At 62.6% G+C, this 22,148-nt stretch carries 26 protein-coding genes and 1 tRNA gene; 26 read left to right on the top strand and 1 reads right to left on the bottom strand.

Going from position 1 to position 22,148, the window contains the following annotated elements; all coding sequences use genetic code 11:
- Window positions 1–107: 107 nt before the first annotated feature.
- Together AC56LR_RS02590 and AC56LR_RS02585 are read left to right on the top strand one after the other, a co-directional pair.
- Window positions 108–1,355, top strand: a complete 1,248-nt coding sequence (locus AC56LR_RS02590; RefSeq protein ID WP_497127090.1) for an aspartate kinase — start codon at window positions 108–110, stop codon at window positions 1,353–1,355.
- Window positions 1,356–1,450: 95 nt separating this feature from the next.
- Window positions 1,451–1,543: transfer RNA gene (locus AC56LR_RS02585), tRNA-Ser, on the top strand.
- A gap of 304 nt (window positions 1,544–1,847) precedes the next feature.
- Here AC56LR_RS02585 and AC56LR_RS02580 read toward each other — a convergent pair.
- Complete coding sequence (locus AC56LR_RS02580) at window positions 1,848–2,264, bottom strand: protein tyrosine phosphatase family protein (RefSeq protein ID WP_497127086.1); 417 nt, start codon at window positions 2,262–2,264, stop codon at window positions 1,848–1,850.
- 278 nt (window positions 2,265–2,542) lie between these two features.
- On the opposite strand from AC56LR_RS02580, the gene AC56LR_RS02575 reads away from it, so the two are divergent.
- The 24 genes from AC56LR_RS02575 to AC56LR_RS02460 all read left to right on the top strand — a co-directional run bounded on the left by AC56LR_RS02575 (window position 2,543) and on the right by AC56LR_RS02460 (window position 22,135).
- Window positions 2,543–2,902, top strand: a complete 360-nt coding sequence (locus AC56LR_RS02575; RefSeq protein ID WP_497127084.1) for an ArsR/SmtB family transcription factor — start codon at window positions 2,543–2,545, stop codon at window positions 2,900–2,902.
- Window positions 2,899–3,330, top strand: a complete 432-nt coding sequence (locus AC56LR_RS02570; RefSeq protein ID WP_497127082.1) for a YeeE/YedE family protein — start codon at window positions 2,899–2,901, stop codon at window positions 3,328–3,330. The genes AC56LR_RS02575 and AC56LR_RS02570 overlap by 4 nt, the downstream gene beginning before the upstream one ends.
- 13 nt (window positions 3,331–3,343) lie before the next feature.
- Window positions 3,344–3,781, top strand: a complete 438-nt coding sequence (locus tag AC56LR_RS02565) for a YeeE/YedE family protein (protein ID WP_497127079.1) — start codon at window positions 3,344–3,346, stop codon at window positions 3,779–3,781.
- A gap of 27 nt (window positions 3,782–3,808) precedes the next feature.
- A complete protein-coding gene (locus AC56LR_RS02560) occupies window positions 3,809–4,612 on the top strand; it encodes a sulfite exporter TauE/SafE family protein (protein ID WP_497127077.1) in 804 nt (267 codons plus the stop codon).
- Window positions 4,613–4,657: 45 nt separating this feature from the next.
- A complete protein-coding gene (locus AC56LR_RS02555) occupies window positions 4,658–5,356 on the top strand; it encodes an MBL fold metallo-hydrolase (protein ID WP_497127075.1) in 699 nt (232 codons plus the stop codon).
- Between the two features lie 19 nt (window positions 5,357–5,375).
- On the top strand, window positions 5,376–6,005 hold the full coding sequence (locus AC56LR_RS02550; RefSeq protein WP_497127073.1) for a class I SAM-dependent methyltransferase: 630 nt from the start codon (window positions 5,376–5,378) through the stop codon (window positions 6,003–6,005).
- Between the two features lie 70 nt (window positions 6,006–6,075).
- Window positions 6,076–7,236, top strand: a complete 1,161-nt coding sequence (gene ccsB, locus AC56LR_RS02545) for a c-type cytochrome biogenesis protein CcsB (RefSeq protein ID WP_497127070.1) — start codon at window positions 6,076–6,078, stop codon at window positions 7,234–7,236.
- Between the two features lie 118 nt (window positions 7,237–7,354).
- Window positions 7,355–7,924 carry a DUF302 domain-containing protein gene (locus tag AC56LR_RS02540; RefSeq protein ID WP_497127068.1) on the top strand — a complete coding sequence of 190 codons (570 nt, stop codon included), beginning with the start codon at window positions 7,355–7,357 and terminating at the stop codon, window positions 7,922–7,924.
- A gap of 142 nt (window positions 7,925–8,066) precedes the next feature.
- Window positions 8,067–8,432 carry an ArsR/SmtB family transcription factor gene (locus tag AC56LR_RS02535; RefSeq protein ID WP_497127066.1) on the top strand — a complete coding sequence of 122 codons (366 nt, stop codon included), beginning with the start codon at window positions 8,067–8,069 and terminating at the stop codon, window positions 8,430–8,432.
- 109 nt (window positions 8,433–8,541) lie between these two features.
- Window positions 8,542–9,891 (top strand): sulfite dehydrogenase, encoded by a 1,350-nt coding sequence (soxC, locus tag AC56LR_RS02530; protein WP_497127064.1) that lies wholly within the window; start codon window positions 8,542–8,544, stop codon window positions 9,889–9,891.
- On the top strand, window positions 9,875–10,939 hold the full coding sequence (locus AC56LR_RS02525; protein ID WP_497127062.1) for a c-type cytochrome: 1,065 nt from the start codon (window positions 9,875–9,877) through the stop codon (window positions 10,937–10,939). The genes soxC and AC56LR_RS02525 overlap by 17 nt, the downstream gene beginning before the upstream one ends.
- Before the next feature lie 55 nt (window positions 10,940–10,994).
- Window positions 10,995–11,429, top strand: coding sequence for a pseudoazurin (locus AC56LR_RS02520; protein ID WP_497127059.1), 435 nt, complete (start codon window positions 10,995–10,997; stop codon window positions 11,427–11,429).
- Between the two features lie 50 nt (window positions 11,430–11,479).
- Window positions 11,480–11,941, top strand: a complete 462-nt coding sequence (gene soxY / locus AC56LR_RS02515; protein WP_497127056.1) for a thiosulfate oxidation carrier protein SoxY — start codon at window positions 11,480–11,482, stop codon at window positions 11,939–11,941.
- A gap of 28 nt (window positions 11,942–11,969) precedes the next feature.
- Window positions 11,970–12,281, top strand: a complete 312-nt coding sequence (soxZ, locus tag AC56LR_RS02510; protein WP_497127054.1) for a thiosulfate oxidation carrier complex protein SoxZ — start codon at window positions 11,970–11,972, stop codon at window positions 12,279–12,281.
- Window positions 12,282–12,356: 75 nt separating this feature from the next.
- Complete coding sequence (soxA, locus tag AC56LR_RS02505; RefSeq protein ID WP_497127051.1) at window positions 12,357–13,163, top strand: sulfur oxidation c-type cytochrome SoxA; 807 nt, start codon at window positions 12,357–12,359, stop codon at window positions 13,161–13,163.
- A 9-nt stretch (window positions 13,164–13,172) separates the two neighbouring features.
- Window positions 13,173–13,793, top strand: coding sequence for a sulfur oxidation c-type cytochrome SoxX (soxX, locus tag AC56LR_RS02500; protein ID WP_497127049.1), 621 nt, complete (start codon window positions 13,173–13,175; stop codon window positions 13,791–13,793).
- A 60-nt stretch (window positions 13,794–13,853) separates the two neighbouring features.
- Window positions 13,854–15,566: a thiosulfohydrolase SoxB gene (gene soxB, locus AC56LR_RS02495; RefSeq protein WP_497127754.1), complete on the top strand. Its 1,713-nt coding sequence runs from the start codon at window positions 13,854–13,856 to the stop codon at window positions 15,564–15,566.
- Window positions 15,567–15,579: 13 nt separating this feature from the next.
- Window positions 15,580–16,176, top strand: coding sequence for a rhodanese-like domain-containing protein (locus AC56LR_RS02490; RefSeq protein ID WP_497127047.1), 597 nt, complete (start codon window positions 15,580–15,582; stop codon window positions 16,174–16,176).
- 13 nt (window positions 16,177–16,189) lie between these two features.
- The gene (locus AC56LR_RS02485; RefSeq protein ID WP_497127044.1) at window positions 16,190–16,687 is read left to right on the top strand and encodes a thioredoxin fold domain-containing protein; all 498 of its coding nucleotides are present in this window, start codon (window positions 16,190–16,192) and stop codon (window positions 16,685–16,687) included.
- A complete protein-coding gene (locus AC56LR_RS02480) occupies window positions 16,684–17,184 on the top strand; it encodes a GlcG/HbpS family heme-binding protein (protein ID WP_497127042.1) in 501 nt (166 codons plus the stop codon). The genes AC56LR_RS02485 and AC56LR_RS02480 overlap by 4 nt, the downstream gene beginning before the upstream one ends.
- 44 nt (window positions 17,185–17,228) lie before the next feature.
- Window positions 17,229–18,227 (top strand): MBL fold metallo-hydrolase, encoded by a 999-nt coding sequence (locus tag AC56LR_RS02475; RefSeq protein WP_497127040.1) that lies wholly within the window; start codon window positions 17,229–17,231, stop codon window positions 18,225–18,227.
- Window positions 18,228–18,254: 27 nt separating this feature from the next.
- Window positions 18,255–18,677 (top strand): DsrE family protein, encoded by a 423-nt coding sequence (locus AC56LR_RS02470; RefSeq protein WP_497127038.1) that lies wholly within the window; start codon window positions 18,255–18,257, stop codon window positions 18,675–18,677.
- Between the two features lie 124 nt (window positions 18,678–18,801).
- Window positions 18,802–20,535 carry a bifunctional metallophosphatase/5'-nucleotidase gene (locus AC56LR_RS02465; protein ID WP_497127035.1) on the top strand — a complete coding sequence of 578 codons (1,734 nt, stop codon included), beginning with the start codon at window positions 18,802–18,804 and terminating at the stop codon, window positions 20,533–20,535.
- A 220-nt stretch (window positions 20,536–20,755) separates the two neighbouring features.
- Window positions 20,756–22,135 carry a rhodanese-like domain-containing protein gene (locus AC56LR_RS02460; protein WP_497127033.1) on the top strand — a complete coding sequence of 460 codons (1,380 nt, stop codon included), beginning with the start codon at window positions 20,756–20,758 and terminating at the stop codon, window positions 22,133–22,135.
- The last annotated feature ends 13 nt before the right edge of the window (window positions 22,136–22,148 follow it).

Below are 22,148 nucleotides of genomic sequence, written 5' to 3'. Positions count from 1 at the left end.
TTTCTTTTCGTATAGCTTTTTCTATTCCCTGCCTTGTGATACTGCGCTGCAGCATGCTAGAGTGAGGGTCCCCTTTTGATCCTTCAACACGCTGGAACCCTCCTGATATGGCTTTAATTGTCCACAAATATGGCGGGACGTCGATGGGCTCGACGGACCGTATCAAGAATGTCGCCACGCGCGTGGCCAAGTGGCACGACGCGGGCCACCAGATCGTCGTGGTGCCGTCGGCAATGTCCGGCGAAACCAACCGCCTGATTGGACTGGCCAAGGAAATCATGGCGCAGCCGGACCCGCGCGAACTCGACATGATCGCCTCGACCGGCGAGCAGGTCTCGGTGGGCCTGCTGGCCATGGCGCTGCTGGCGATCGGAAAGGATGCCGTCTCCTACACCGGCTGGCAGGCGGGCATCCGCACCGACTCCTCGTTCACGAAGGCGCGCATCCAGTCGATCGACGACACCCGCGTGCGCGGCGACCTGAATGCCGGCAAGATCGTGATCATCACGGGTTTCCAGGGCATGGACGAAGACGGCAATATCTCGACCCTGGGCCGCGGCGGCTCGGACACTTCCGCGGTCGCGATTGCGGCAGCGCTGAAGGCCGACGAATGCCTGATCTACACTGACGTCGACGGCGTCTACACGACCGACCCGCGCGTGGTGGACGAGGCGCGCCGCCTGTCGAAGATCACCTTCGAAGAAATGCTCGAGCTGGCCTCGCTGGGTTCGAAAGTGCTGCAGACGCGCTCGGTCGAATTTGCCGGTAACTACCAGGTCCCGACGCGCGTGCTGTCGTCGCTGACCGATCCCCTGATGCCGCTGGACGAAGAAGCGAAGTCCGGCACCCTGATTTCGTTTGAGGAAGAAAGCAATATGGAACAAGCCGTCATCTCCGGTATCGCCTTTAACCGCGATGAAGCCAAGATCACCGTTCTGGGCGTGCCGGACAAACCAGGCGTCGCCTTCCACATCCTCGGCCCTATCGCCGAAGCCAATGTTGAAGTGGACATGATCATCCAGAACCAGTCGGTCGACGGCAAGACCGACTTCACCTTCACCGTGTCGCGGGGCGACTACGTGAAGGCAATGAGCGTCCTGGAAACCCAGCGCGAATCGCTGGGCGCGGCCAAGGTGCTGGGCGACGCCAAGGTGTCGAAGGTGTCGGCCGTGGGCGTGGGCATGCGCAGCCACGTCGGCGTCGCCTCGCAAATGTTCCGCACGCTGTCGGAAGAGGGCATCAACATCCTGATGATCTCGACCTCCGAGATCAAGATCTCGGTGCTGATCGACGAGAAGTACATGGAGCTGGCCGTACGCGCCCTGCACAAGGCATTCAACCTCGAACAGGCATAATTATTTTCAGAAATTTTGCCGTGCAATCTTGACCAAATGAGGTCCAGAACGTAAGATGCCTGCACTCAGCGCTGACTGCGAAGTTGGTCCTGACTGGAGACGTGGCCGAGTGGCCGAAGGCACATCCCTGCTAAGGATGCATACGGCTTATACCTGTATCGTGGGTTCGAATCCCACCGTCTCCGCCAAGTTTGAGAGAAAATGCCCCTTAATAGGGGCTTTTTTTCGTCTGTCTTTGTAGTACCCCCCCCCCAAAAAAAACCCATCAACGCTAAATTCCAGGGTCGGTACGCTTAGGAGCCGGTGGATGCAGCGGCAATATGATCATGTCTGGGTAATCTTGCTCATGGACTCGGGCGTTAACGTGGCACCTGCAAGGGGCGCGGCATCAGGATCTCCCCCAGACTGCTAACTTAGCTATTCCGCTAATTGACGAGAGGGTAATTGGCGGAATAGCTGGATTAGCATGATCGTGGGGTTCCCTATCTCACTCTATTTTTTCTCAAGGCGCTGCGCGAGTGCGTTGAGATCGTATCCGGCCTGCGACGCAGTCTCCAGCAGTTTGGTGGGGGATTCGTCGCCCGCGCGGGAAAGCACCCACATCGACGTGGACCGGCGTCCAGTGCGGCAATAGCCGAGTACCGGCTTTGGCAACTCGGCCATCAATTGCTTGAACGCTGCCGAATGGGCATCGGTGACATCATCCGGCGCGGCCGGCAGATACCGTGCTTCCATTCCGAAACGGGCAGCTTCCTGTTCGATCTCGCAGAACGCAGGCTGGTCCGGTCCTTCGCCGTCCGGCCGGTTGCAAATGATCGAACGAAAACCGTTCTTTGCCAAGGTGGGGATGTCCTCGAGTTGAACTTGTTGCGAGACCGCGAGGTCCGGGTTGAGCTGTTTGAATTTCATGGGATCTCCTGGATGGTTGAGTTTGCCGTCTGACCAAAGCGCGTTCGAGATTAAGGCCGACAGAAGGAGCGCTGCTGCCTGGCCATGCGGATGAGGGAACATTATCAGCTGTCAAGTGAGCAATTCACTTGCATCGATTCGGGCATGTCAAAGCATATGTCTGACCCCAACCCGGCACGCGCACACGATGTCTCGGGTCGCCGACATCGGCAACAATATACTTGAAAATAGTTTGATATGCGATATACTATAAAAATGTATTTTGAAGGGTGTACAGGATGTTAAAGATAGATGAAGAAGCGGGGCTGTGTCCTGCCGATGGCATCGATATCAAATCGATGCGCCGTGCTGCAGAGCAGGCTTGCGGCCTGTTGAAGGCGCTGGGAAACATCGACCGCCTGCTGCTGCTTTGCCAGATGACACAGGGGGAGTTCTGCGTCAGCGAGCTGGAAGCCTTGACCGACATTCGCCAGCCGACACTCTCGCAACAGCTTGGCGTGCTGCGCGACGAGCAGTTGGTCCATACCCGCCGCGAGGGCAAGCAGATCTATTACAGCATAGCGAGCAGGGAAGCGATGGCAGTGATGGAAGTTTTGTATGAGCTGTACTGTAAATCGACGAAGGAGAGTCAATCATGACCATCAACTGGAGCGAGTTCACGCCGTGGGCGTCGCTGTTCGGCGGCTTGCTGATCGGTCTCTCAGCCGCGCTGTTTGTACTGTTCAATGGCAGGATTGCCGGCATTAGCGGCGTGCTCGGTGGTTTACTGCGTCCGCTGCGCGGCGACATCGCTTGGCGTATCGCATTTCTGGCGGGACTGCTCGGTGCGCCTTTGGTATACGGGATGTTTGCCACCTTGCCGGAGGCTCGCATCGACGCCGGCACCGGGACACTGGTTGTCGCCGGATTGCTGGTTGGGCTGGGCACGCGCTATGGGGGCGGCTGCACCAGCGGCCACGGCGTATGCGGACTGTCGCGGCGTTCGCCGCGTTCCCTGGTTGCCACTGCAAGCTTCATGCTGGCCGGCTTCCTCACTGTGTATGTCGTACGCCACCTGGTGGCTTAAGGAGGGATTTCTCATGCAGATCGTAATGGCATTGATCGTCGGGCTGATCTTTGGTATCGGGCTGCTCGTATCGGGCATGGCCGATCCGGCGAAAGTCCTGAATTTTCTCGACCTGGCTGGTGACTGGGATCCTTCGCTGGCATTCGTCATGGGTGGCGCGATCGCAGTTGGCTTCATCGCGTTCCATTTTGCCGCCGAGCGCAAAAAGTCGCTGCTGGGAGATGCCATGCGCTTGCCGACCGCCACGCTGATCGACCGGCGGCTGGTGTTCGGCGGTTTGACATTCGGGGTAGGCTGGGGCTTGGCGGGATACTGCCCGGGTCCGGCGTTGGTGTCGCTGGTCGGCGGTGGTGAGAAGCCGCTCATTTTCACCGGCGCACTGCTGGCCGGTATGGCGATCTTCGAGCTGCTGGAGCGCCTGCCGGCTGCCCCAGGCAAGCAGCGTGCGTAAGCGCAGCACCAGGGTGAGGGCGACGTCATGCTGATCAGTCTGGGGCTGGGTCTAGTGGTCGGCGTGGTCCTCGCTCTTACCGGTGCCGGCGGCGGCATTCTCGCGGTGCCGCTCCTCGTCTTCGGCATGCAGATGGGGGTTGCCCAGGCCGGTCCAATCGGCTTGCTGGCGGTCGGCATGGCGGCGGCCCTCGGGGCCATCCTCGGCTTGAAGGCCGGGATCGTACGCTACCGGGCCGCGCTGCTGATTTCGGTGACAGGAATGCTGTTGTCGCCAGTCGGCTTATGGCTTGCGAATCGCATCGACAATCGCTGGCTGAGCGTACTGTTCGCACTCGTCCTCTTGTTTGTGGCTTTCAAAACATTTCGGCGTGCTACGGCTAAAGAGGCTGTCCGTCAGGACGCTATCGACATCGAGCAGCCGTGCATGCGCGACGGCGGCACGGGCCGCTTTGTCTGGACGGCGCGCTGCGCGCGTTCGCTCGCGCTGTCAGGCACGGTTGCCGGCTTGCTCTCCGGCCTGCTTGGTGTTGGCGGCGGCTTCGTGATGGTGCCGGCGCTGCAGCGTTATACCAACCTGGATATGCAGTCGACCGTGGCGACCTCGCTTGCGGTGATCGCACTGGTATCGGTGACGGGAGTTGCCTCGAGCGCGATCGCCGGCTCGATGAGCTGGCCGGTGGCACTGCCGTTCGCCGCAGGGGCACTAGCCGGCATGCTGGGCGGTCGCATCGTATCGGACCGCTTGGCCGGGCCCCAGTTGCAGATCGGCTTCGCCGCCGTGTCGGCGCTCGTCGCCGTGGGCATGATCGCCAAGGTGCTGTACCGATAACCCGAGCCGCCATGCGGCACCCATCCTATTTCAAGGAGAACCTCCATGAATCTCAAACCGATTCAGTTGTTTGACACCGAGTCTTCGACTTTTACCTATATTCTTGCAACCCAGGCCGGCGGCGAGGCAGTGCTGATCGATCCTGTCGACGAGCATTGGGAACGCGACCTGGAGCACCTGCGGCGCCTCGACCTGAAGCTGGCTTACGTCCTTGAGACGCATGCCCATGCGGACCACGTCACGTCCGCCGGCAAGCTGCGCGAGCTAACCGGCGCCAAGGCTGCGGTCCCAAGCGGCTGCGGCATACCTCCTGCCGACGTCCAGCTGAACGACGGGGATGTGATCCGCTTCGGCGGAGAAGAGATTCTCGTATTGCATACTCCTGGCCATACCGCAGGGAGCATGAGCTATGTGTGGCGCAATAACGTGTTCACCGGCGACACCCTCCTGATCAACGGTTGCGGCCGTACCGATTTCCAGAGCGGCAGCGCCGATGCCTTGTTCGACAGCGTGACGAAGAAGCTGTTTTCGCTTCCGGACGACATGTTGATGTGGCCGGGGCACGACTACAAGGGGCAGGTGGTATCGACGATCGGTTGGGAGAAGCAGCACAATGCGCGCCTAGCCAAGCGCAGCCGCGACGAGTTCGTCCAGTTGATGGCCGAGCTGGATCTGCCCAAACCGAAACGGATCGATGTCGCCGTACCGGCGAACCAGAACCTGGGTTTGCCGCACAGCGCCTGACACATGGACAAGGATTGCGATGGCGGAAGATACAGCGGCAAAGGCGGCAAGCTTGTGGGACCAGCGATACGGCTCATCCGAATTTCTCTTCGGGACGGCGCCCAACGACTACCTGGCTAGCCAAGGGCACCTGCTCCGGCCGGGGATGCGGGCGTTAGCGGTCGCGGACGGCGAGGGCCGGAACAGTGTCTGGCTCGCACGCCAGGGCCTGAGCGTGGACGCGTTCGATGTCTCGTCGGTGGCCGTCGGCAAGGCCAGGCAGCTCGCCGGCGATGCACAGGTGGCGGTTGACTTCCACATCGCCGATTGTGATGTTTGGAGCTGGGAGCCGGCATCTTACGACGTGGTCGCGGCGATCTTCGTTCAGTTTGCCGACCCGCCCATGCGGGCCCGCCTGTTCGCAAACATCATCAGGACGCTGAAGCCGGGTGGCATCCTGATTTTGCAGGGATATACGCCCAGGCAACTCGACTACAAGACAGGCGGTCCTGGGATGTTGGAGAATCTTTATACCGAGGAAATACTACGTGCGGAACTTGGCTCACTGGACATCGTCGAGCTCCTGAATTACGAGGCAAACCTGGCCGAAGGAACGCAACACGCAGGGCGTTCAGCACTCATCGGCCTGGTCGGCAGAAAAGCCGTGTAGTCGCGACGTGGGCGGCCTGCCGGTCTGCGCCAACAACGCACATTTATAAAAACGATTGATGGAGACAAGCATGGAAGCATCCCAACCGAATCCGGGCGCCGTTTACAAGGAGGCACCCGGCTATTTTCGGCGTCTAACGGGCGTTGATTGGATGTTCGGCGCCGGCCTGTTGGCCGCCGCGCTGTTCGCGCTCAACCGTTATGCCGCTTTCATGGATGGCTACGAGCGCGCGATCCTGTTGCTAACCGCGCCGACGCTGGCCGCGCTCGGCTGGCACTGGAAGCCGGTGCGCTGGCTGTTCCCGCTGTCCGCGCTGTTGTCCTTGTGGGCCGTGTCGCTCTATGACGGTTCGCTGGCAACGGCGGAACAAAATTTCTTCCTGAAATACATGCTGTCGAGCCAGTCGGCCATCCTCTGGATGAGCGTGCTGTTCGTGTTCTCGACCGTGTTCTACTGGATCGGGATGCTGGCGCGCTCGCATGCCAGCAGTGCGCTCGGCTCGCGGCTATGCTGGGCCGCAGTGGTCCTGGGTTTCACCGGTATGGCGGTGCGCTGGTTCGAGTCCTACCTGATGGGGGCAGATATCGGCCACATTCCGGTGTCGAACCTGTATGAGGTCTTCATCCTGTTCGCGCTGATCACCGCGCTGTTCCACCTGTATTACGAAGAGCGCTACGCCACCCTCCAGTTGGGCGCCTTCGTCCTGCTGATCATCGCCGCCGCGGTCGTCTTCCTCCTCTGGTACACGGTGTCGCGCGACGCCGCCCAGATCCAGCCGCTGGTGCCGGCGTTGCAGAGCTGGTGGATGAAGATTCACGTACCGGCCAACTTCATCGGCTACGGCACTTTTGCGCTGGCCGCGATGGTCGGTTGTGCTTACCTGCTGAAATCGCACGGCATCCTGGCCGACCGCCTGCCTTCGCTAGAAGTGCTGGACGACGTGATGTACAAGTCGATCTCGGTTGGCTTTGCGTTCTTCACGGTCGCCACCATCCTCGGCGCCCTGTGGGCGGCCGAAGCCTGGGGCGGCTACTGGTCTTGGGATCCGAAGGAAACCTGGGCCTTGATCGTCTGGCTCAACTACGCAACCTGGCTGCACCTCCGCCTGATGAACGGATTGCGCGGCCGCGTCGCAGCATGGTGGGCTGTGGTGGGCCTGCTGGTGACGACCTTTGCCTTCATTGGGGTGAACATGTTCCTGTCAGGCTTGCACTCGTATGGAGAACTGTGACGAACGGTAGCGGTTTTCCTCTGCAATAGTCGCGTTCAGAGAGGGGCGCGCAAGGTTTACTTGCTCAGGAATTGGCAGACGCATATGCTGCTGGCACAATTCCAATAGAAACAGTCCCATGCGTTCCTCGATTCGCCATATTACTGCCGTCATTTCCCTTGCAGCTGCGATTTCGGGCTGCAATACCCTAAGCGTCCTCGCACGCACCGAACCGGGCGCCGCACGCGAAGCTGGCACGGTATTCGGCAAGTGGGTCGACGCCGGCGGCGACGCGGCAGTGGCAACCACCTGGTCACGCAAGGTCGCGCCAGGCGTATCGATCCAGGAGATCGAAGAAGCCTTCACGAGCGTTGCTGCAGAAGACAACCTCCGACCGGTTGGCGAGTTGTTTCTCTCTAACGAACTGGCACAGCGCACCGGACGGGCGCAAAAATACCTCAAAATTTACTCGTATTGCGATCCCGATACCGCACGGGCGATCGTCGATTTTAGTCCGGCGATGGCGGCGTTCCTGCCGTGCCGGATTGCCGTTGTGGAGCAGGAGGACGGCCTCTGGGTCTACACGATGGACATGGACATCCTGATCAAGCTGGGGCAACCGATGCCCCCCGAACTGCGTGCGAGAGTGACACGGGTGCGTGCGACCATGCTGAAAATGCTTGATCACGCGGCGCGTGGTGAGTTCTGAGCCTTGCTCGTCTGTCGGTAGGGCAGACCTGGGCATGACGCTCTTTGCCGCTTTGCAGCATCGAAATATCTTGCACCATATCTATCTTAATGGTTATATGCTTATAAATACATAAGCTCATAAATGAATTGCACAGACTGGCATGGATGTTGATCTCGACAAGGAGGAGATGGCAGAGGTATTCGAACAAGTCTCGAATTACTTCAGCTTGCTCTCTGAACCAACACGTTTGAAGATCCTACATGCCCTGTGCAATGGCGAGCAGTCCGTTGGTGCGATCGTGAAGCAGCTCGGGGCCAACCAGGCCAACGTCTCGCGTCAACTGAACATGCTGTATCGAGCCCGTATTCTTGGACGCCGCAGGGACGGCGCGCAGGTGTACTACCGCATCGAAGACCAGAACACGATCGCCTTGTGCCGCACTGTCTGTAGCCACATGGCGGAGAAGGTGAAGAAAAGCCGCCAGATAGATCAGGCAACGATCGAAAATTTCATGACGGGTAGCTAAGAAGCCGCATAGTAATAGAGCGGCAGCTGTTTAGTTTGAATATGCTTCTATGCGCATATAGGCATATGCTCATACCGATATTTTATTGTTTCTCGCAAGGATGGAGTAGATGGGCAACCCGATACGCAAATTCGGCCGTGTAATGAAGGCGCCAGAGAATTTTGTAGAACGTACTCTGATCAATGAAATCAACGAGCACGGCCTGAACGAAGAGCGGCGTGGCTTCCTGCGCCGCAGCTTTCTCGCAGCCAGCGCTGCAATGGCAAGCGGTGGAGTCCTCGCCCAGGCGGGCGAGGGCGATCCGAATATCCTGACTTTGCCCGAGCATGCGCTCACGCTTGGCAAGCCGGTCGCCTCGGCGCCCTACGGCATGCCGTCCCAGTTCGAGGCAAACCTGCAGCGCCGGGAGTCTCCCGGGTTGACCCGCGTGTCGGCGGCTTCCGTGGCCTTTACTCCCTTGCAGGGCCTGTTTGGCATCATCACGCCCTCCGGCCTGCACTTCGAGCGCCACCACCAAGGATGGCACGACATCGACCCGAGCAAGCATCGCTTCATGATCAACGGCCTAGTCCGGCAGGCGAAGGTTTATACGATGGATGACCTGATGCGCATGCCCTCGGTGTCGCGCATGCATTTCATCGAGTGCGGGGCAAATACTGCCATGGAGTGGGGCAACGTGGCTGTCCCGTCAGTGCAGTATTCGCACGGCATGCTCAGCTGCAGCGAGTTTACCGGTGTGCCACTTTCGGTGCTGCTGGAAGACTGTGGCTACGACAAGCGCAAGGCCAAAGTCGTGCTGGCCGAAGGCGCGGACGGTTCATCGATGACCCGCACTATCCCGATCGACAGGGCGCTGGACGACGTGATCGTCGCCTGGGCCATGAATGGCGAAATGCTGCGTCCGGAAAATGGCTATCCGCTGCGCCTCGTCGTGCCGGGCATTCAGGGTGTCTCGTGGGTGAAGTGGCTGCGCCGTATAGAAGTCGGCGACCAGCCATACGCAACGAAGGACGAGGCAATCCATTACATGGACGCCATGCCTGACGGCAGCTATCGCCAGTACACCTCGATCCAGGAATGCAAATCGGTGATTACCACGCCGTCGGCCGGCCAGCGGCTGCTCGATACGGGCTTCTACAACATCACCGGCCTGGCCTGGTCCGGACGCGGCAAGGTCAAGCGGGTCGACGTCTCGGTCGACGGCGGACGCAACTGGCGCACCGCACGGCTCGAGACGCCGGTGCTGAGCAAATGCCTGACCCGCTTTAACATCGACTGGGAGTGGAACGGCGCACCGGCCATTCTGCAATCGCGCGCGATCGACGATTCCGGCTACGTTCAGCCAAAGATCAACGAGCTGCGCGCGGTGCGCGGCACGCGCTCGATCTATCACAACAATGCGATCCAGTCCTGGCAAGTGGCGCAATCGGGGGAGGTGTCGAATGTCCAGGTCTATTAAGCTTGCGGCGGGTGCGCTGCTGGCGGCTGCCGCCGCGGCCGCGCTCGCCGGTCCCCAGGCCTTGCCAGGACGTCCTGCCACCCCGAAGGAAGTGGCCGCATGGGATATCGACGTGCGGCCCGATTTCAAGGGCTTGCCGAAAGGTTCTGGGACCGTGGCGGCCGGCCAGGTCGTATGGGAAGGCAAGTGTGCCTCCTGCCATGGCACCTTCGGCGAGTCCAATGAGGTATTCACGCCGCTGGTTGGCGGCACGACGGCGGAAGACGTCAAGACCGGCCGCGTGGCCGCGCTCGCCAACGGTCGCCAGCCGCAGAAGACCACCCTGATGAAAGTGGCGACCGTCTCCACGCTCTGGGACTACATCAACCGCGCCATGCCCTGGACCGCGCCGAAGTCGCTCACCACCGACGAGGTGTACGCGGTGACCGCCTACCTGCTGAACATGGGCGAGATCATTCCGGAGGACTTCGTGCTCTCCGATAAAACGATGGCGCAGGCACAGGCGCGCATGCCAAACCGCAATGGCATGGTGACCAAGCATGGGATGTGGGACGTCAAAGGCAAGCCCGACGTGCGTAGCGTGGCCTGCATGAAGGACTGCCCGGTAGATCCGGCGCCCCGTTCGACGCTGCCCGAGGCGGCGCGCAATGCCCATGGCAACCTGGCTTTGCAGACCCGCGGTTTCGGCGCCCCCCGCGGTGTCGATACCACCCGTCCCGCACCGGCCAGCCGCGCTGCCGCCGCCACCGACGCGGCGACCGCGGCACCGGCAGCGCCGGTCAAGGCGGCCGGCGCCACCGTGCCGACGGCCCTGCTGCAAGCGAACGCCTGCCTGGCTTGCCATGGCATCGACAACAAGGTCATTGGACCGAGCTTTGCCGCGGTGCGCGCCAAGTACAAGGACGATGTCGGTGCGCCTGAACGGCTGGCCGACAGGATCAGGCAGGGCAGCAGCGGCGCCTGGGGTGCGGTCCCGATGCCTCCTCAGGCCCATGTGAAGGAGGAGGATCTGAAGGTGCTGGTGGGCTGGATTTTGGCCCCGCAATGAAGCAGTTCGGCAACAAGCCGAACCGGTAACACTACTAAAATGGAGATGCAGCAATATGAAACATGTCGTAACCGGACTCATCCTGTCGATCGCCTGCGCAGGGGCGATGGCCGCCGACCACCAGGTCAAGATGCTCAACACCGGCAAGGACGGCACCATGGTTTTCGAGCCGGGGTTCCTGAAGGTCGCCAAGGGCGATACGGTCAAGTTTATCAAGGTCGATGTATCGCACAACAGCGCCTCGGTCGTGACCCCGGCCGGCGCCACCGCGTGGAAAGGCAAGCCGGACGAGGAAATCTCGGTCAAGCTCGACCAGGAGGGTGTCTACGTCTACGTGTGCGAGCCGCACAAGATGATGGCCATGGCCGGGGTGATCCAGGTCGGCAAGCCGGTCAACCTGGCTGAGGCGAAAAAGGGCGCGGAGAGCCTGTCGAAATCCTTTGTCATGAGCAAGGATCGTCTCGACAAATACCTGGCGCAGGTGAAGTAAGCATGCATGCCGCTCCGGCGGCGCAGCGTTTTCAACAAGTGGAGGATGGTATGAATCAACAGCGACGCAATGTCATGCGCATCAGCGCGATCCTGGGGGCGGCCTTTGCCGCAGGCGTGCTGAAACCGGCAGACGTGTTCGCGGCCGAATGGAGCCAGAAAGTGTTCGACGCCAAGAGCGTCGAGGCGGCGCTCAAGGAACTGGGCGGGGACAAGTTCATGGTCAGCTCCGACGTGTCGATCACTGGACCGGACATTGCCGAGAACGGCGCCGTGGTGCCGGTATCGATCGCCAGCAAGGTGCCGAAGACTGATTTCATGGCGGTCCTGGTGGAAAAGAACCCGAGCGCCATGTCGGCCAGCTTCAACATCCCGGCCGGCACCGAGGCGGCCGTGACCACGCGCGTCAAGATGGGGGCGACCTCGAACGTTCATGCGCTGGTGCGCGCCGACGGCAAGTGGCTAGTGGCCAGCAAGGAAATCAAGGTCACGCTCGGCGGCTGCGGCGGCTGATCAATCAAGCTCATTGAAAGGAAACAACATGGCAGACCCAATGCGTATCCGCGCCAGCCTCGCCGGCGACACGGTCGAAGTGAAGGTCTTGATGCGGCATGACATGGAGACCGGACAGCGTAAGGATGCGTCCGGTAAAGTGATCCCAGCCCATTACATCAAGACGCTCGTGGCAAAGGTGAAGGACAAGGTCGTGCTGGACGCGAACTTCGGTCCCTCGGTATCGAAGGATCCGTTCCTGGCGTTCAAGTTCAAGGGCGCCGCCAAGGGCGACAAGGTCAGCGTGACCTGGGTCGACAGCGCGGGCGACACCCGTACCGACGAAGGCACCATCAGCTGACGCACGAGGCGCCCCGGGCCGGGGTGCAGGCATGCGCGGCGCCAGACCGCGCAGACATATCAAAAGGAGACAGCCATGACCAGGAAGCGTTCCGGTTTCGTCGCAGCGTCGCTGCTGGCGCTATGCGCCACGGCGCTGGCCCAATCGTCGGCGACCGACGAGATCGCCAAATACCGCCAGATGCTGGCAGACGGCAATCCCGCCGAGTTGTGGGAGATGCGCGGCGAAGAATTGTGGAAGAAGAGAGCGGGGCCCAAGAATGCATCGCTGGAGCAATGCGACTTCGGCAAGGGGCCAGGCGTGCTCAAGGGGGCCTACGCCGAGCTTCCGCGCTACTTCAAGGACGTCGACAAGGTCATGGATCTCGAACAGCGCCTGCTGTATTGCCGGATGACCCTGCAGGGGCTCAGCAGGGACGAGGCGACCAGGATCCCCTTTGGCTCGACCGGCAAGCAGTCGGACATCGAAGCGCTGGTCGCCTACATCACGGCCGAGTCGCGGGGCGCCACGATGGCCGTGTCGACCCGGCATCCGAAGGAAACGCAGGCTTACGAGACGGGCAAGCAGCTGTTCTTCTACCGTGGCGGCGCGCACGATTTCGCCTGCGCCACTTGCCACTCCACCTCGGGTCAGCGCATCCGCCTGCAGGAACTTCCGAACATTCTGGAGAAGGCGAATGCACAGGCGGCCTACACTACCTGGCCCGCCTACCGCGTTTCCCAGGGAGAGGTTCGCACCATGCAGCACCGCCTGAACGACTGCTTCCGCCAACAGCGCTTCCCCGAGCCGATGTACGCATCCGAGGCGATCACCGCGATCACGATGTTCCTTGCGAAAAACGCAAACGGCGGCGTGTACGCCGGCCCCGCACTGAAACGATAGGAGACCAGCATGAGACCACTGAAGATAACGCTGATCGCCGTGCTGGGCGCCGCCGCCGCCGGCTGCGCAACCGTTGCAGTTGAACCCGACTACCGGCAGGCCGCGCTCGACTTGCTGAAGCAGGACTTCCGCTCGAAGGGGCCGGCCACGCTGGAGCGCGTAACCACCCAGGACGAGGCCCAGCAGCTGTGCAGCCAATATCCGCAGGAGCGCCCGGCCGAGGTCGCGGCCCGGATTGAAGCCACGCAGATGAAGAACATCCGCCAACCCGCCGACGGCAAGTATCTCGGCGACTGGAAGGAGGGCGAGAAGATCGCCCAGAACGGACGCGGCATGCAGTCGTCCGACATGGTTGGCGGCATCAACGGCGGCAACTGCTATGCCTGCCACCAGATCTCGAAGAAGGAGATTTCGTTCGGTAACATCGGGCCGAGCCTGTACAACTATGGCAAGATCCGCGGCGCCAGCGACGAGATGCTCAAGTACACCTGGGGAAAGATCTATAACGCCCAGGCGTATACCGCCTGCTCTAACATGCCGCGTTTCGGGCACAGCGGCATCCTGACCGAGGCCCAGATCAAGGATGTGATGGCGCTGCTGCTCGATCCAGCCTCGCCCGTCAATCAGTGAAGCACGGCGGCGGGACGCTGGACGTCCGCCGCATAACAGCATCGAGGACATAGCATGGGTATGAATCGGCGCGAATTCGCGCAACTGCTCGGGATGGCCGCCGCCGGCGGCATGCTGCTCGGCTCCCGCGGCGCCATGGCGGCGCCGTCGCCAGGCGCTCTTTACGACCTGCCGCGCTTCGGCAACGTGCACTTCCTGCATTTCACCGACTGCCACGCGCAGTTGTTGCCAGTTCACTTTCGCGAGCCGAGCGTCAACATCGGTCTCGGACCGGCCGCGGGGCGCATGCCGCACCTGGTCGGCGAAGCCCTGCTCAAGGCAAACGGCATCGCGCCGCACACGCCGCAGGCCCACGCCTTCACGGCGCTGGACTTCGAGAAGGCCGCGCGCACCTACGGCAAGGTCGGCGGCTTCGCCCACCTGGCCACGCTGGTCAAGAAGATGAAAGCGGAACGCCCGGGCGCGCTGCTGCTCGATGGCGGCGATACCTGGCAGGGGTCTGCCACCGCCCTCTGGACCAAGGGGCAGGACATGGTCGACGCCGGGCTGCTGCTGGGCGTCGACGTCATGACGGCGCACTGGGAAATGACGCTGGGCGACAAGCGCGTGCAGGAAATTGTCGGCAAGGACTTCAAGGGCAAGGTCGATTTCGTGGCCCAGAACGTCAAGACCAACGACTTCGGCGACCCGGTGTTCCCGCCCTACGTGATCAAGGAAATGAACGGCGTGCCGGTGGCCATCATCGGCCAGGCCTTCCCCTACACCCCGATTGCCAATCCGCGCCACATGGTTCCCGACTGGAGCTTCGGCATCCAGGAAGAGAACATGCAGGCGATGGTGGACGAGGCCCGTGCCAAGGGGGCCAAAGCGGTGGTCGTGCTGTCCCACAACGGCATGGACGTCGACGTGAAGATGGCCTCGCGCGTGCGCGGTATCGACGCCATCATGGGCGGGCACACGCACGACGGTGTCCCGACACCGCTTATCGTGAGCAACGGCGGCGGCAAGACCCTGGTCACCAACGCCGGCAGCAACGGCAAGTTCCTAGGCGTGCTCGACTTCGACGTGCGCGGCGGCAAGGTGCAGGCTTTCCAGTATCGCCTGCTGCCAGTGTTTTCCAATTTCCTTCCGGCCGACCGCGAGATGGCGGCCCTGGTGGCGAAGATCCGCAAACCTTATGAGGCGCGCCTGAACGAAAAACTGGCGGTCACCGAAGGCACGCTCTACCGGCGTGGCAACTTCAACGGCACCTTCGACCAGCTTATCGTCGACGCGCTGATGGCGGTCAAGGGCGCCGACCTGGCCTTCTCGCCAGGCTTCCGCTGGGGCACCACGCTGCTGCCGGACAGCCCGATCCTGATGGAGCACCTCATGGACCAGACCGCCACTACGTACTCGCATTCGACACTGACCCCGATGACGGGCGCGACCATCAAGACCGTGCTGGAAGACGTGGCGGACAACCTGTTCAACCCCGATCCCTACTACCAGCAGGGCGGCGACATGGTGCGTGTCGGTGGCATGACATACGCAATCGATCCTGCTGCGCCGATGGGCTCGCGCATCAGCGACATGCGCCTGAACGGCAAGTTGCTCGAAGCGGGGAAGAGCTACAAGGTCGCTGGCTGGGCGCCGGTGGCGGAAGGCGCTACCGGCGAACCGGTATGGGACGTCGTGGCGCAATGGCTGCGTTCGGAGAAAGTGGTCAAACCGCGCAAGCTGAACACGCCGCGGCTGATTGGCGTGCAGGGCAATCCGGGGCTCATGGCATGAGGAGGGGAGATCGATGATCATTGGGAAAGCTAGGGCACTGGCGGCCGCGCTCGCGTTATTGGCCTGCACCCATGCGTGGGCGGTCGAAGCCAGTGCCGTGCCCAGGAACAAGCAGACAACCGCCGGGCGCTACCTCGATGCGCGCGAAGCCTATGCAATGAAGCGCGAGCTGGGCGCGCGCGCCTATTTCGTCGACGTGCGGACCCGCTACGAAGTCGCCTACGTCGGCCTGCCGACCGTGGTGGACGCCAACATTCCCTACGTCGAACACCCGGAGGATGCCCCGTGGGACGACAAGGCGGGCCGGTTCCGACTCGATGTCAACAGCGACTTCGGTCCGGAACTGGCGCGCCGGATGCAGGCTGCCGGACTCGGCAAGGATGCGCCCGTGCTCGTGATCTGCCGCTCGGGCGATCGCAGCGCGCGCGCGGCAAACCTGCTGAGCGAACTGGGCTACACATCGGTGTACACCGTGGTGGACGGCTTCGAAGGCGATGCGGTGGCCTCGGGCGAGAAGCAGGGCCAGCGCATCCTGAATGGCTGGAAGAATGCCGGTCTGCCATGGTCCTACGATTTGGGCAAGGCGCGTGCCTACTTCCCGGTCTATTGAACGGGCCGGGACCGTGTTGCGCGCCATCGTGCACATGGCGCTGCTTGCGGCCTGCGCGGCCAGTGGCGGCGCGGCTGCGCAGCACACGAGCCTGCCCGCCGCGAACGATCTCGCTGCGGACAGCCACGATGCTGCCCGGCGCCGCGTACCGGTCGTGATCCTGTTCTCGCTGCCCGATTGCAGTTACTGCGAAACGGTGCGGCGCAACTACCTTCTGCCCTTGTCGCGGGAAGGTGCGCCGCAAGGGCGTCCGATCGTACGTGAAGCCGGCCTGGCGTCGGCCACGCCATTGCGCGGCTTCGACAAGCGGGCCAGCAACGGCAGGGCACTGGCGGCGCGCTACGGTATCCGGGTGGCGCCCAGCGTGGCGGTTCTCGACGGCCACGGCAAACTGCTGGTGCCGGTGATCGAGGGGGGAGACGTCGCCGGCATGTACGGCGCCTATCTCGACGAAGCACTGGCCGGCGCGCGCCGCGCGCTGGCGGCATCCTATGACAGGAGAACCGATTGAAGCTACCCATCCTTGCCGGCGCCCTGCTGCTGGCGCTGCACGCCGGCCCGGCCGCGGCGCAGGCGCCCGCCACCTACACCGTCACCTTGATGACGCCGGAGCTGGCCCTGCGGGCCGCCCAGGCTGCGCTGGCTGCATGCCGGCAGGCCGGCTACCAGGTAGCGGTGGCGGTGACGGACCGCGCCGGCCAGGTTCAGGTGCTGCTGCGTGATCGCCTGGCGGGCAGCCACACCGTGGAAACCGCCGCCGACAAGGCCTGGACGGCGGCCAGTTTCAGGATGGCGACCACCGCGCTGGCGCTGGCCACGAAAGAGGGCGCCGAAGCGAACGGAATCCGGCACATCCGCCGGGTAGTGGCCGTGGGCGGCGGCATCCCCATCGAGGCGAACGGCGCATTGCTAGGGGCGATCGGCATCTCTGGCGCTCCTGGCGGCGCCGCCGACGACGCCTGCGCACGCGCCGGCATCGCGGCAGTGGCCGAGGACCTGAACTTCTGAACCCGTTTCATACTATGCGCCACCGCGCGCAACAGGATTCGAGCATGCAAATCATTCGAACAACCCGGGCATTCCTGGTCAGCGCATGGCGCCTGCTGCTGGCGCTGTCTGCCGTATCGTGGCTGGCGGCCGGTGCTGCCGCGGCCCAGCTTCCGGTACTCAAACCCATCAAGGTCAGCGCGCACGCCTACATGTTCCGGGGAGACTCGGGCATGGCCGACAATGCCAACGCAGGCTTCATGTCGAATGCCGGCTTCGTCGTCACCAAAGAGGGCGTGGTCGTGTTCGACGCGCTCGGCACGCCGGCGCTGGGCGAGGCGATGGTGCGGGCCATCCGCAGCGTGACGAAGCAACCGATCCGCCGCGTCATCGTCAGCCACTACCACGCCGATCACTTCTACGGCCTGCAGGCGTTCAAGGCCGTGGGCGCCGAAATCTGGGCGCATGAGCAGGGCCGGGGCTACTTGGCGTCGGACACCGCCGCCCTGCGCCTGGCGCAGCGCAAGGAATCGCTCAAGCCCTGGGTCGACGGCCGCACCCGCCTGCTGCCGGCGGACCGCTGGCTCGCTTTCCCGGGAGGGAAGCCGATCCCGTTCGAGATGGGCGGATTGCATTTCCAGGTCATCGACACCAGTGGCGCCCATGCGCCGGACGACATCATGCTGCTCGTTGAGGAAGACCGGCTGCTGTTCGCCGGCGACCTGTTCTTCACCGGCCGGCTGCCCTTCGTGGGCGATGCCGACAGCCGGGTATGGCTGGCCGCGCTCGAGCGCATGATGGCGCTCGCCCCGGCTGTCGTGGTGCCCGGTCATGGTGAAGCATCGCGCGAACCGGGCAAGGACCTCGAGCTGACCCGCTCCTACCTGGTCTTCCTGCGCAAGGTTATGGGCGTGGCGGTCGCGGAGCTGGCGACCTTCGACGAAGCCTATGCCAAGGTGGACTGGAGTGCGTACGCGGGTTATCCTGCCTTTGCGCAAGCCAACCGCATCAATGCCTACGGGACCTTCCTGCTCATGGAGCGGGAGAGCCTGCAGCAGAAGTAGGGCCGCTTACCATCCAAAGGAGACCATATGAAACTGTTTCGTGTTATTGCTGCCGTGCTGTTCCTGAGTGTCGCCGTGAGCGCCGCCGCCGCCGGACGGGCGGAAAAGGTCGTGTACCACATCAGCGACTCGAGCAATGCCATGCAGGCGCTCGGGAATATCCGCAACCACCTGAACGCCAGTCCGAACGCCAGCATCGTCGTGGTCACCCACGGCGCCGGGATCGATTTCCTGCTCGAGGATGCCCAGGACAAGAACGGCAATCCCTACGACGCCGTGGTCCAGGAACTCTCGAGCCGCAAGGTGCAGTTCCGGGTGTGCAATAACACCCTGCAGGGGCGCAAGATCGATCGCAAGCGGGTGCTGCCGGAAGCGACCGTGGTGCCGTCCGGTGTTGCGGAAGTGGCGCGCCTGCAGTTCCAGGAGGGGTACGCCTATATCAAGCCCTGAGTCATGGCAAGCATCCCGGGTGTGGTAACCCTGCCTTAATCGGAGGCGTTTACGCTGGGACAGCGCCCTGGCGCAGGTGGTCCTGGACCGTTGCGCCGGAGGCAATCCCACACAAGGAGCTTCCATGAAATTGAATAAAGCAGCAATGTTGGCCCTGGCCGGTCTGGTCGTCGGCCTGGCAGCGCAGGCGAAGGCCTCGGACCGTACAGGCGAGGTAACCCTGATTCACATGGGCGACCTGCATGGCCACCTCGTGCCGCATGCAAGCGTGCGCAGCGACGCGGCGGGCAAGACGGAAGGTGGCGTTGCGCGCATCTACACGCTGGTCGAACAGATCCGCCGCGCCCATCCCGGAAAGACCTTGCTGGTGAATACGGGCGACACCTTGCACGGCGGCGCCGAGGCATTGTTCACCAAGGGGGAAGCGATGATTGAAGTGCTCAACGCCTTCCGTTTCGACGCCTATGCGCCCGGTAACTGGGACTACGTGTACGGGGCGGACAAGTTCCTGTCGTACTTTACCGGCCCTGAGCCGAAAGCGCGCTGGAATCCGGTGATTGCGAACCTGTACTACGATAACTATCCCGGACTAGAAGCAAAAAACGGGCAGACCGTGGCACCTCCCTACCTCATCAAGCAGGTCGGTAGCTTACGAGTCGGCATCATCGGGTTCACGTCGGACCGCGGTCCGCAGGCGGGCGACCAGAAGGTCACGGCAGGCCTGCGTTTCACTGACGGCGAGGAAGAGTATGCGAAGTATGTGAAGCAAGTGCGTGCGCAGGATGTCGACCTGGTTGTGGTGATATCGGAGCTGGGCTTGCACGGCAACCTGACGCTGGCCGATGCCATTCCCGGCGTGGACGTGATCCTGTCGTCGGACAAGCATGAAATCACGCCCAGGCCTGTGGTTTCGCGCAATGGCACCCTGATCGTGGAGCAGGGCATGGACGGCCAGGTAGTGGGTGAACTGCAGGTGCGCGTGGACAAGGGCGTTGTTGCCGACAAGCGCTACGTGTCGCACAGGATCACCGAACAGCTGGCCGAGGACAAGCGCATCGCCGCCCTGGTCGCGAAGGTGCGCGCGCCGCTGGTCAGTGGTCCGGCGTTCAGGCCGGGCGCCATTGCCAACCCATTCAGCGGCGCAGTGCTGCGCTACCCGATCGATACCGTGGTCGGACAGACGGAAGTGCCGCTGTACCGCAGCAACTTCAGCAACGAGCGCATGCCTGCCGTGATCGAGGGTTCCTCGCACGACTTCCTGACCGATGCCTTCCGCCGGCAGAGCGGGGCGCAGCTTGGCATGATTACCGGCTTTCGCTATGGCACGGCGGTGGCCCCCGGCCCGATCAGGCTGGAGGATCTGTACCACTTCCTGCCGGTGGGAGCGCAGATCGCGCGCGGCGAGCTGACCGGCATGCAGATCAAGAAGGCGCTCGAGGGCAATCCGCAGAACACGCAGGCGCGGACCGGCGAATGGATCAATGGCTGGACCGCGGGCATCAGCGGACTAACGGCGGACTTCGACCCGGAGGCGCGGCAGGGTTCGCGGGTGATCAAGCTGCGCATCGATGGCGAACCGCTGCGCATGGATGCGACCTATACCGTGGCCGGGCTCTGGTACAAGGAGATTCCTGCCCTTATCAACAGGCTGCCGGCCAAGGGCGTGGTGGTGATCAAGGATGAAAAGGGCGCACCGCTCGACGGCACCGACATCGTGAAGATGTATCTCGACTCCTTGCCGGGCAAGCGCGTGACGAAAGACGGGCTGCAGCTGGACCGCATCCGTTTGCTCAAGCCGCTGCCGGCCGCACACCACGGTATCGTCGAGATACAGCCGCTGGGCGCCGTCTCACGATAAGCACCAAGGAGTGCCAAGGAAAATCCGTCCGGCACGGCCGATGCCGCGTCGCGCACGTTAACGCGCAGTTAATCCCGGCCCGAGACACTGGGATACGAACCCGCGGTGCTGACAATGACTCCTGCATGTGCGCCGCCCGGCTGCGCATTGTGCGACAGTGACGACGGCGATCGCCGCCGTACCGCAGGCATGACTGACTCTCGACGAAAGGAGCGGAACCATGTTTTTTCAACGGGTAAAAACGCAGGGATTGGGCCACAACGCCTATGTGCTCGGATGCGGCGATGGGCTTGCGGTAATCGTCGACCCGCGGCGGGACGTGGCAGAGTACCTGCAGCTGGCGCGCGACAATGATTTGAGCATTGCCTATTGCATCGAAACGCATCGCCAGGAGGATTTCGAATTCGGCTCGGCAAGCCTGGCGGAGGTCACGGGCGCCAGGATCCTGGCAGGCAAGCATCCGCTGTTCGGCCGCGTCGATGTACAAGTCGGGGATGGCGAGGAATTCATGGTGGGGACGACTCGCTTCGTCGCGCTCGCCACCCCGGGACATACGCCCGAGAGCATGTCCTACGCGGTGTATCCCGCTGACGCCGGCGACCGGTGCTGGGGCGTGTTCACCGGAGATGCCCTGTTCGTGGGCGATACCGGCAGGACCGACCTGTCGGACCCGGAGAAAACCGCGGAAAACGCGGGCCTGCTCTACGATTCGGTGCACCAGAAACTGGCGCCGCTCGGCGACCAGGCGATCCTGTTGCCGGCACACGGGGCGGGTTCTGCATGTGGGGGGAACATCTCCCAGCGGGACGAGTCAACGCTGGGCATCGAACGTGCGACCAATCCTGTATTCACGAAAACCCGTGCGGAATTCATGGCGCAGAAGGCCGGTGAGAATCTGCCGCGCCCGCCGTATTTCTCGCACATGGAAGTGGTCAACCTGGAGGCGGGTCGGCCCGTGCCCGCGTCCCCCGATGATCGGGTGTTGTTGCCCGATGCCTTCCGTGATCGCGCCAGGAGCGGCATCGTGATCGACACCCGGTCGCCTGATGCCTTCGCAGGCGCGCACATCCAGGGCTCGTACAATGTCTGGCTGGAGGGTTTGTCCACGTTTGGCGGATGGCTTGCAGACGAAGGAACACCCGTCTTCCTCGTCGTGGAGCAGCCCGGCAAGGCGCCTGTGGCAATTGCACAGCTGGCACGTATCGGCATTGACCGGGTCGAGGGGGTGCTCGTGAATGGGGTCGAGGCATGGCGCGAAGCGGGCTTGCCGATCGAAGCGCTGGGCACGACGAGCGCCAGCGAAGCTGCACGATGGAATGAGGACGGGGACCTGTATATCCTGGATGTGCGCGACGACATGGAGTGGAAGGAGAAACACATACCCGGCGCACACCATATCTACGTAGGCGATCTTGAAGGCAGGCTGCCCGAGATCCCGAAGGACCGCCGCATCGTCGCGCACTGCAGCGTGGGACATCGCTCCGGGCTGGCGGTCAGTATCCTTCGGCGTAATGGCTATACCAATGTCTTCAACATGCTTGGCGGCATAACGGCCTGGGACAAGCTCGGCCTGCCGTTGGACAGGAACCAGGTCGAATAACCCGCGAAGGAGG

The sequence above is a fragment of the Telluria sp. ZT3P39 genome (assembly GCF_059685935.1).
This window is presented reverse-complemented; position numbering and strand designations above follow the sequence as displayed.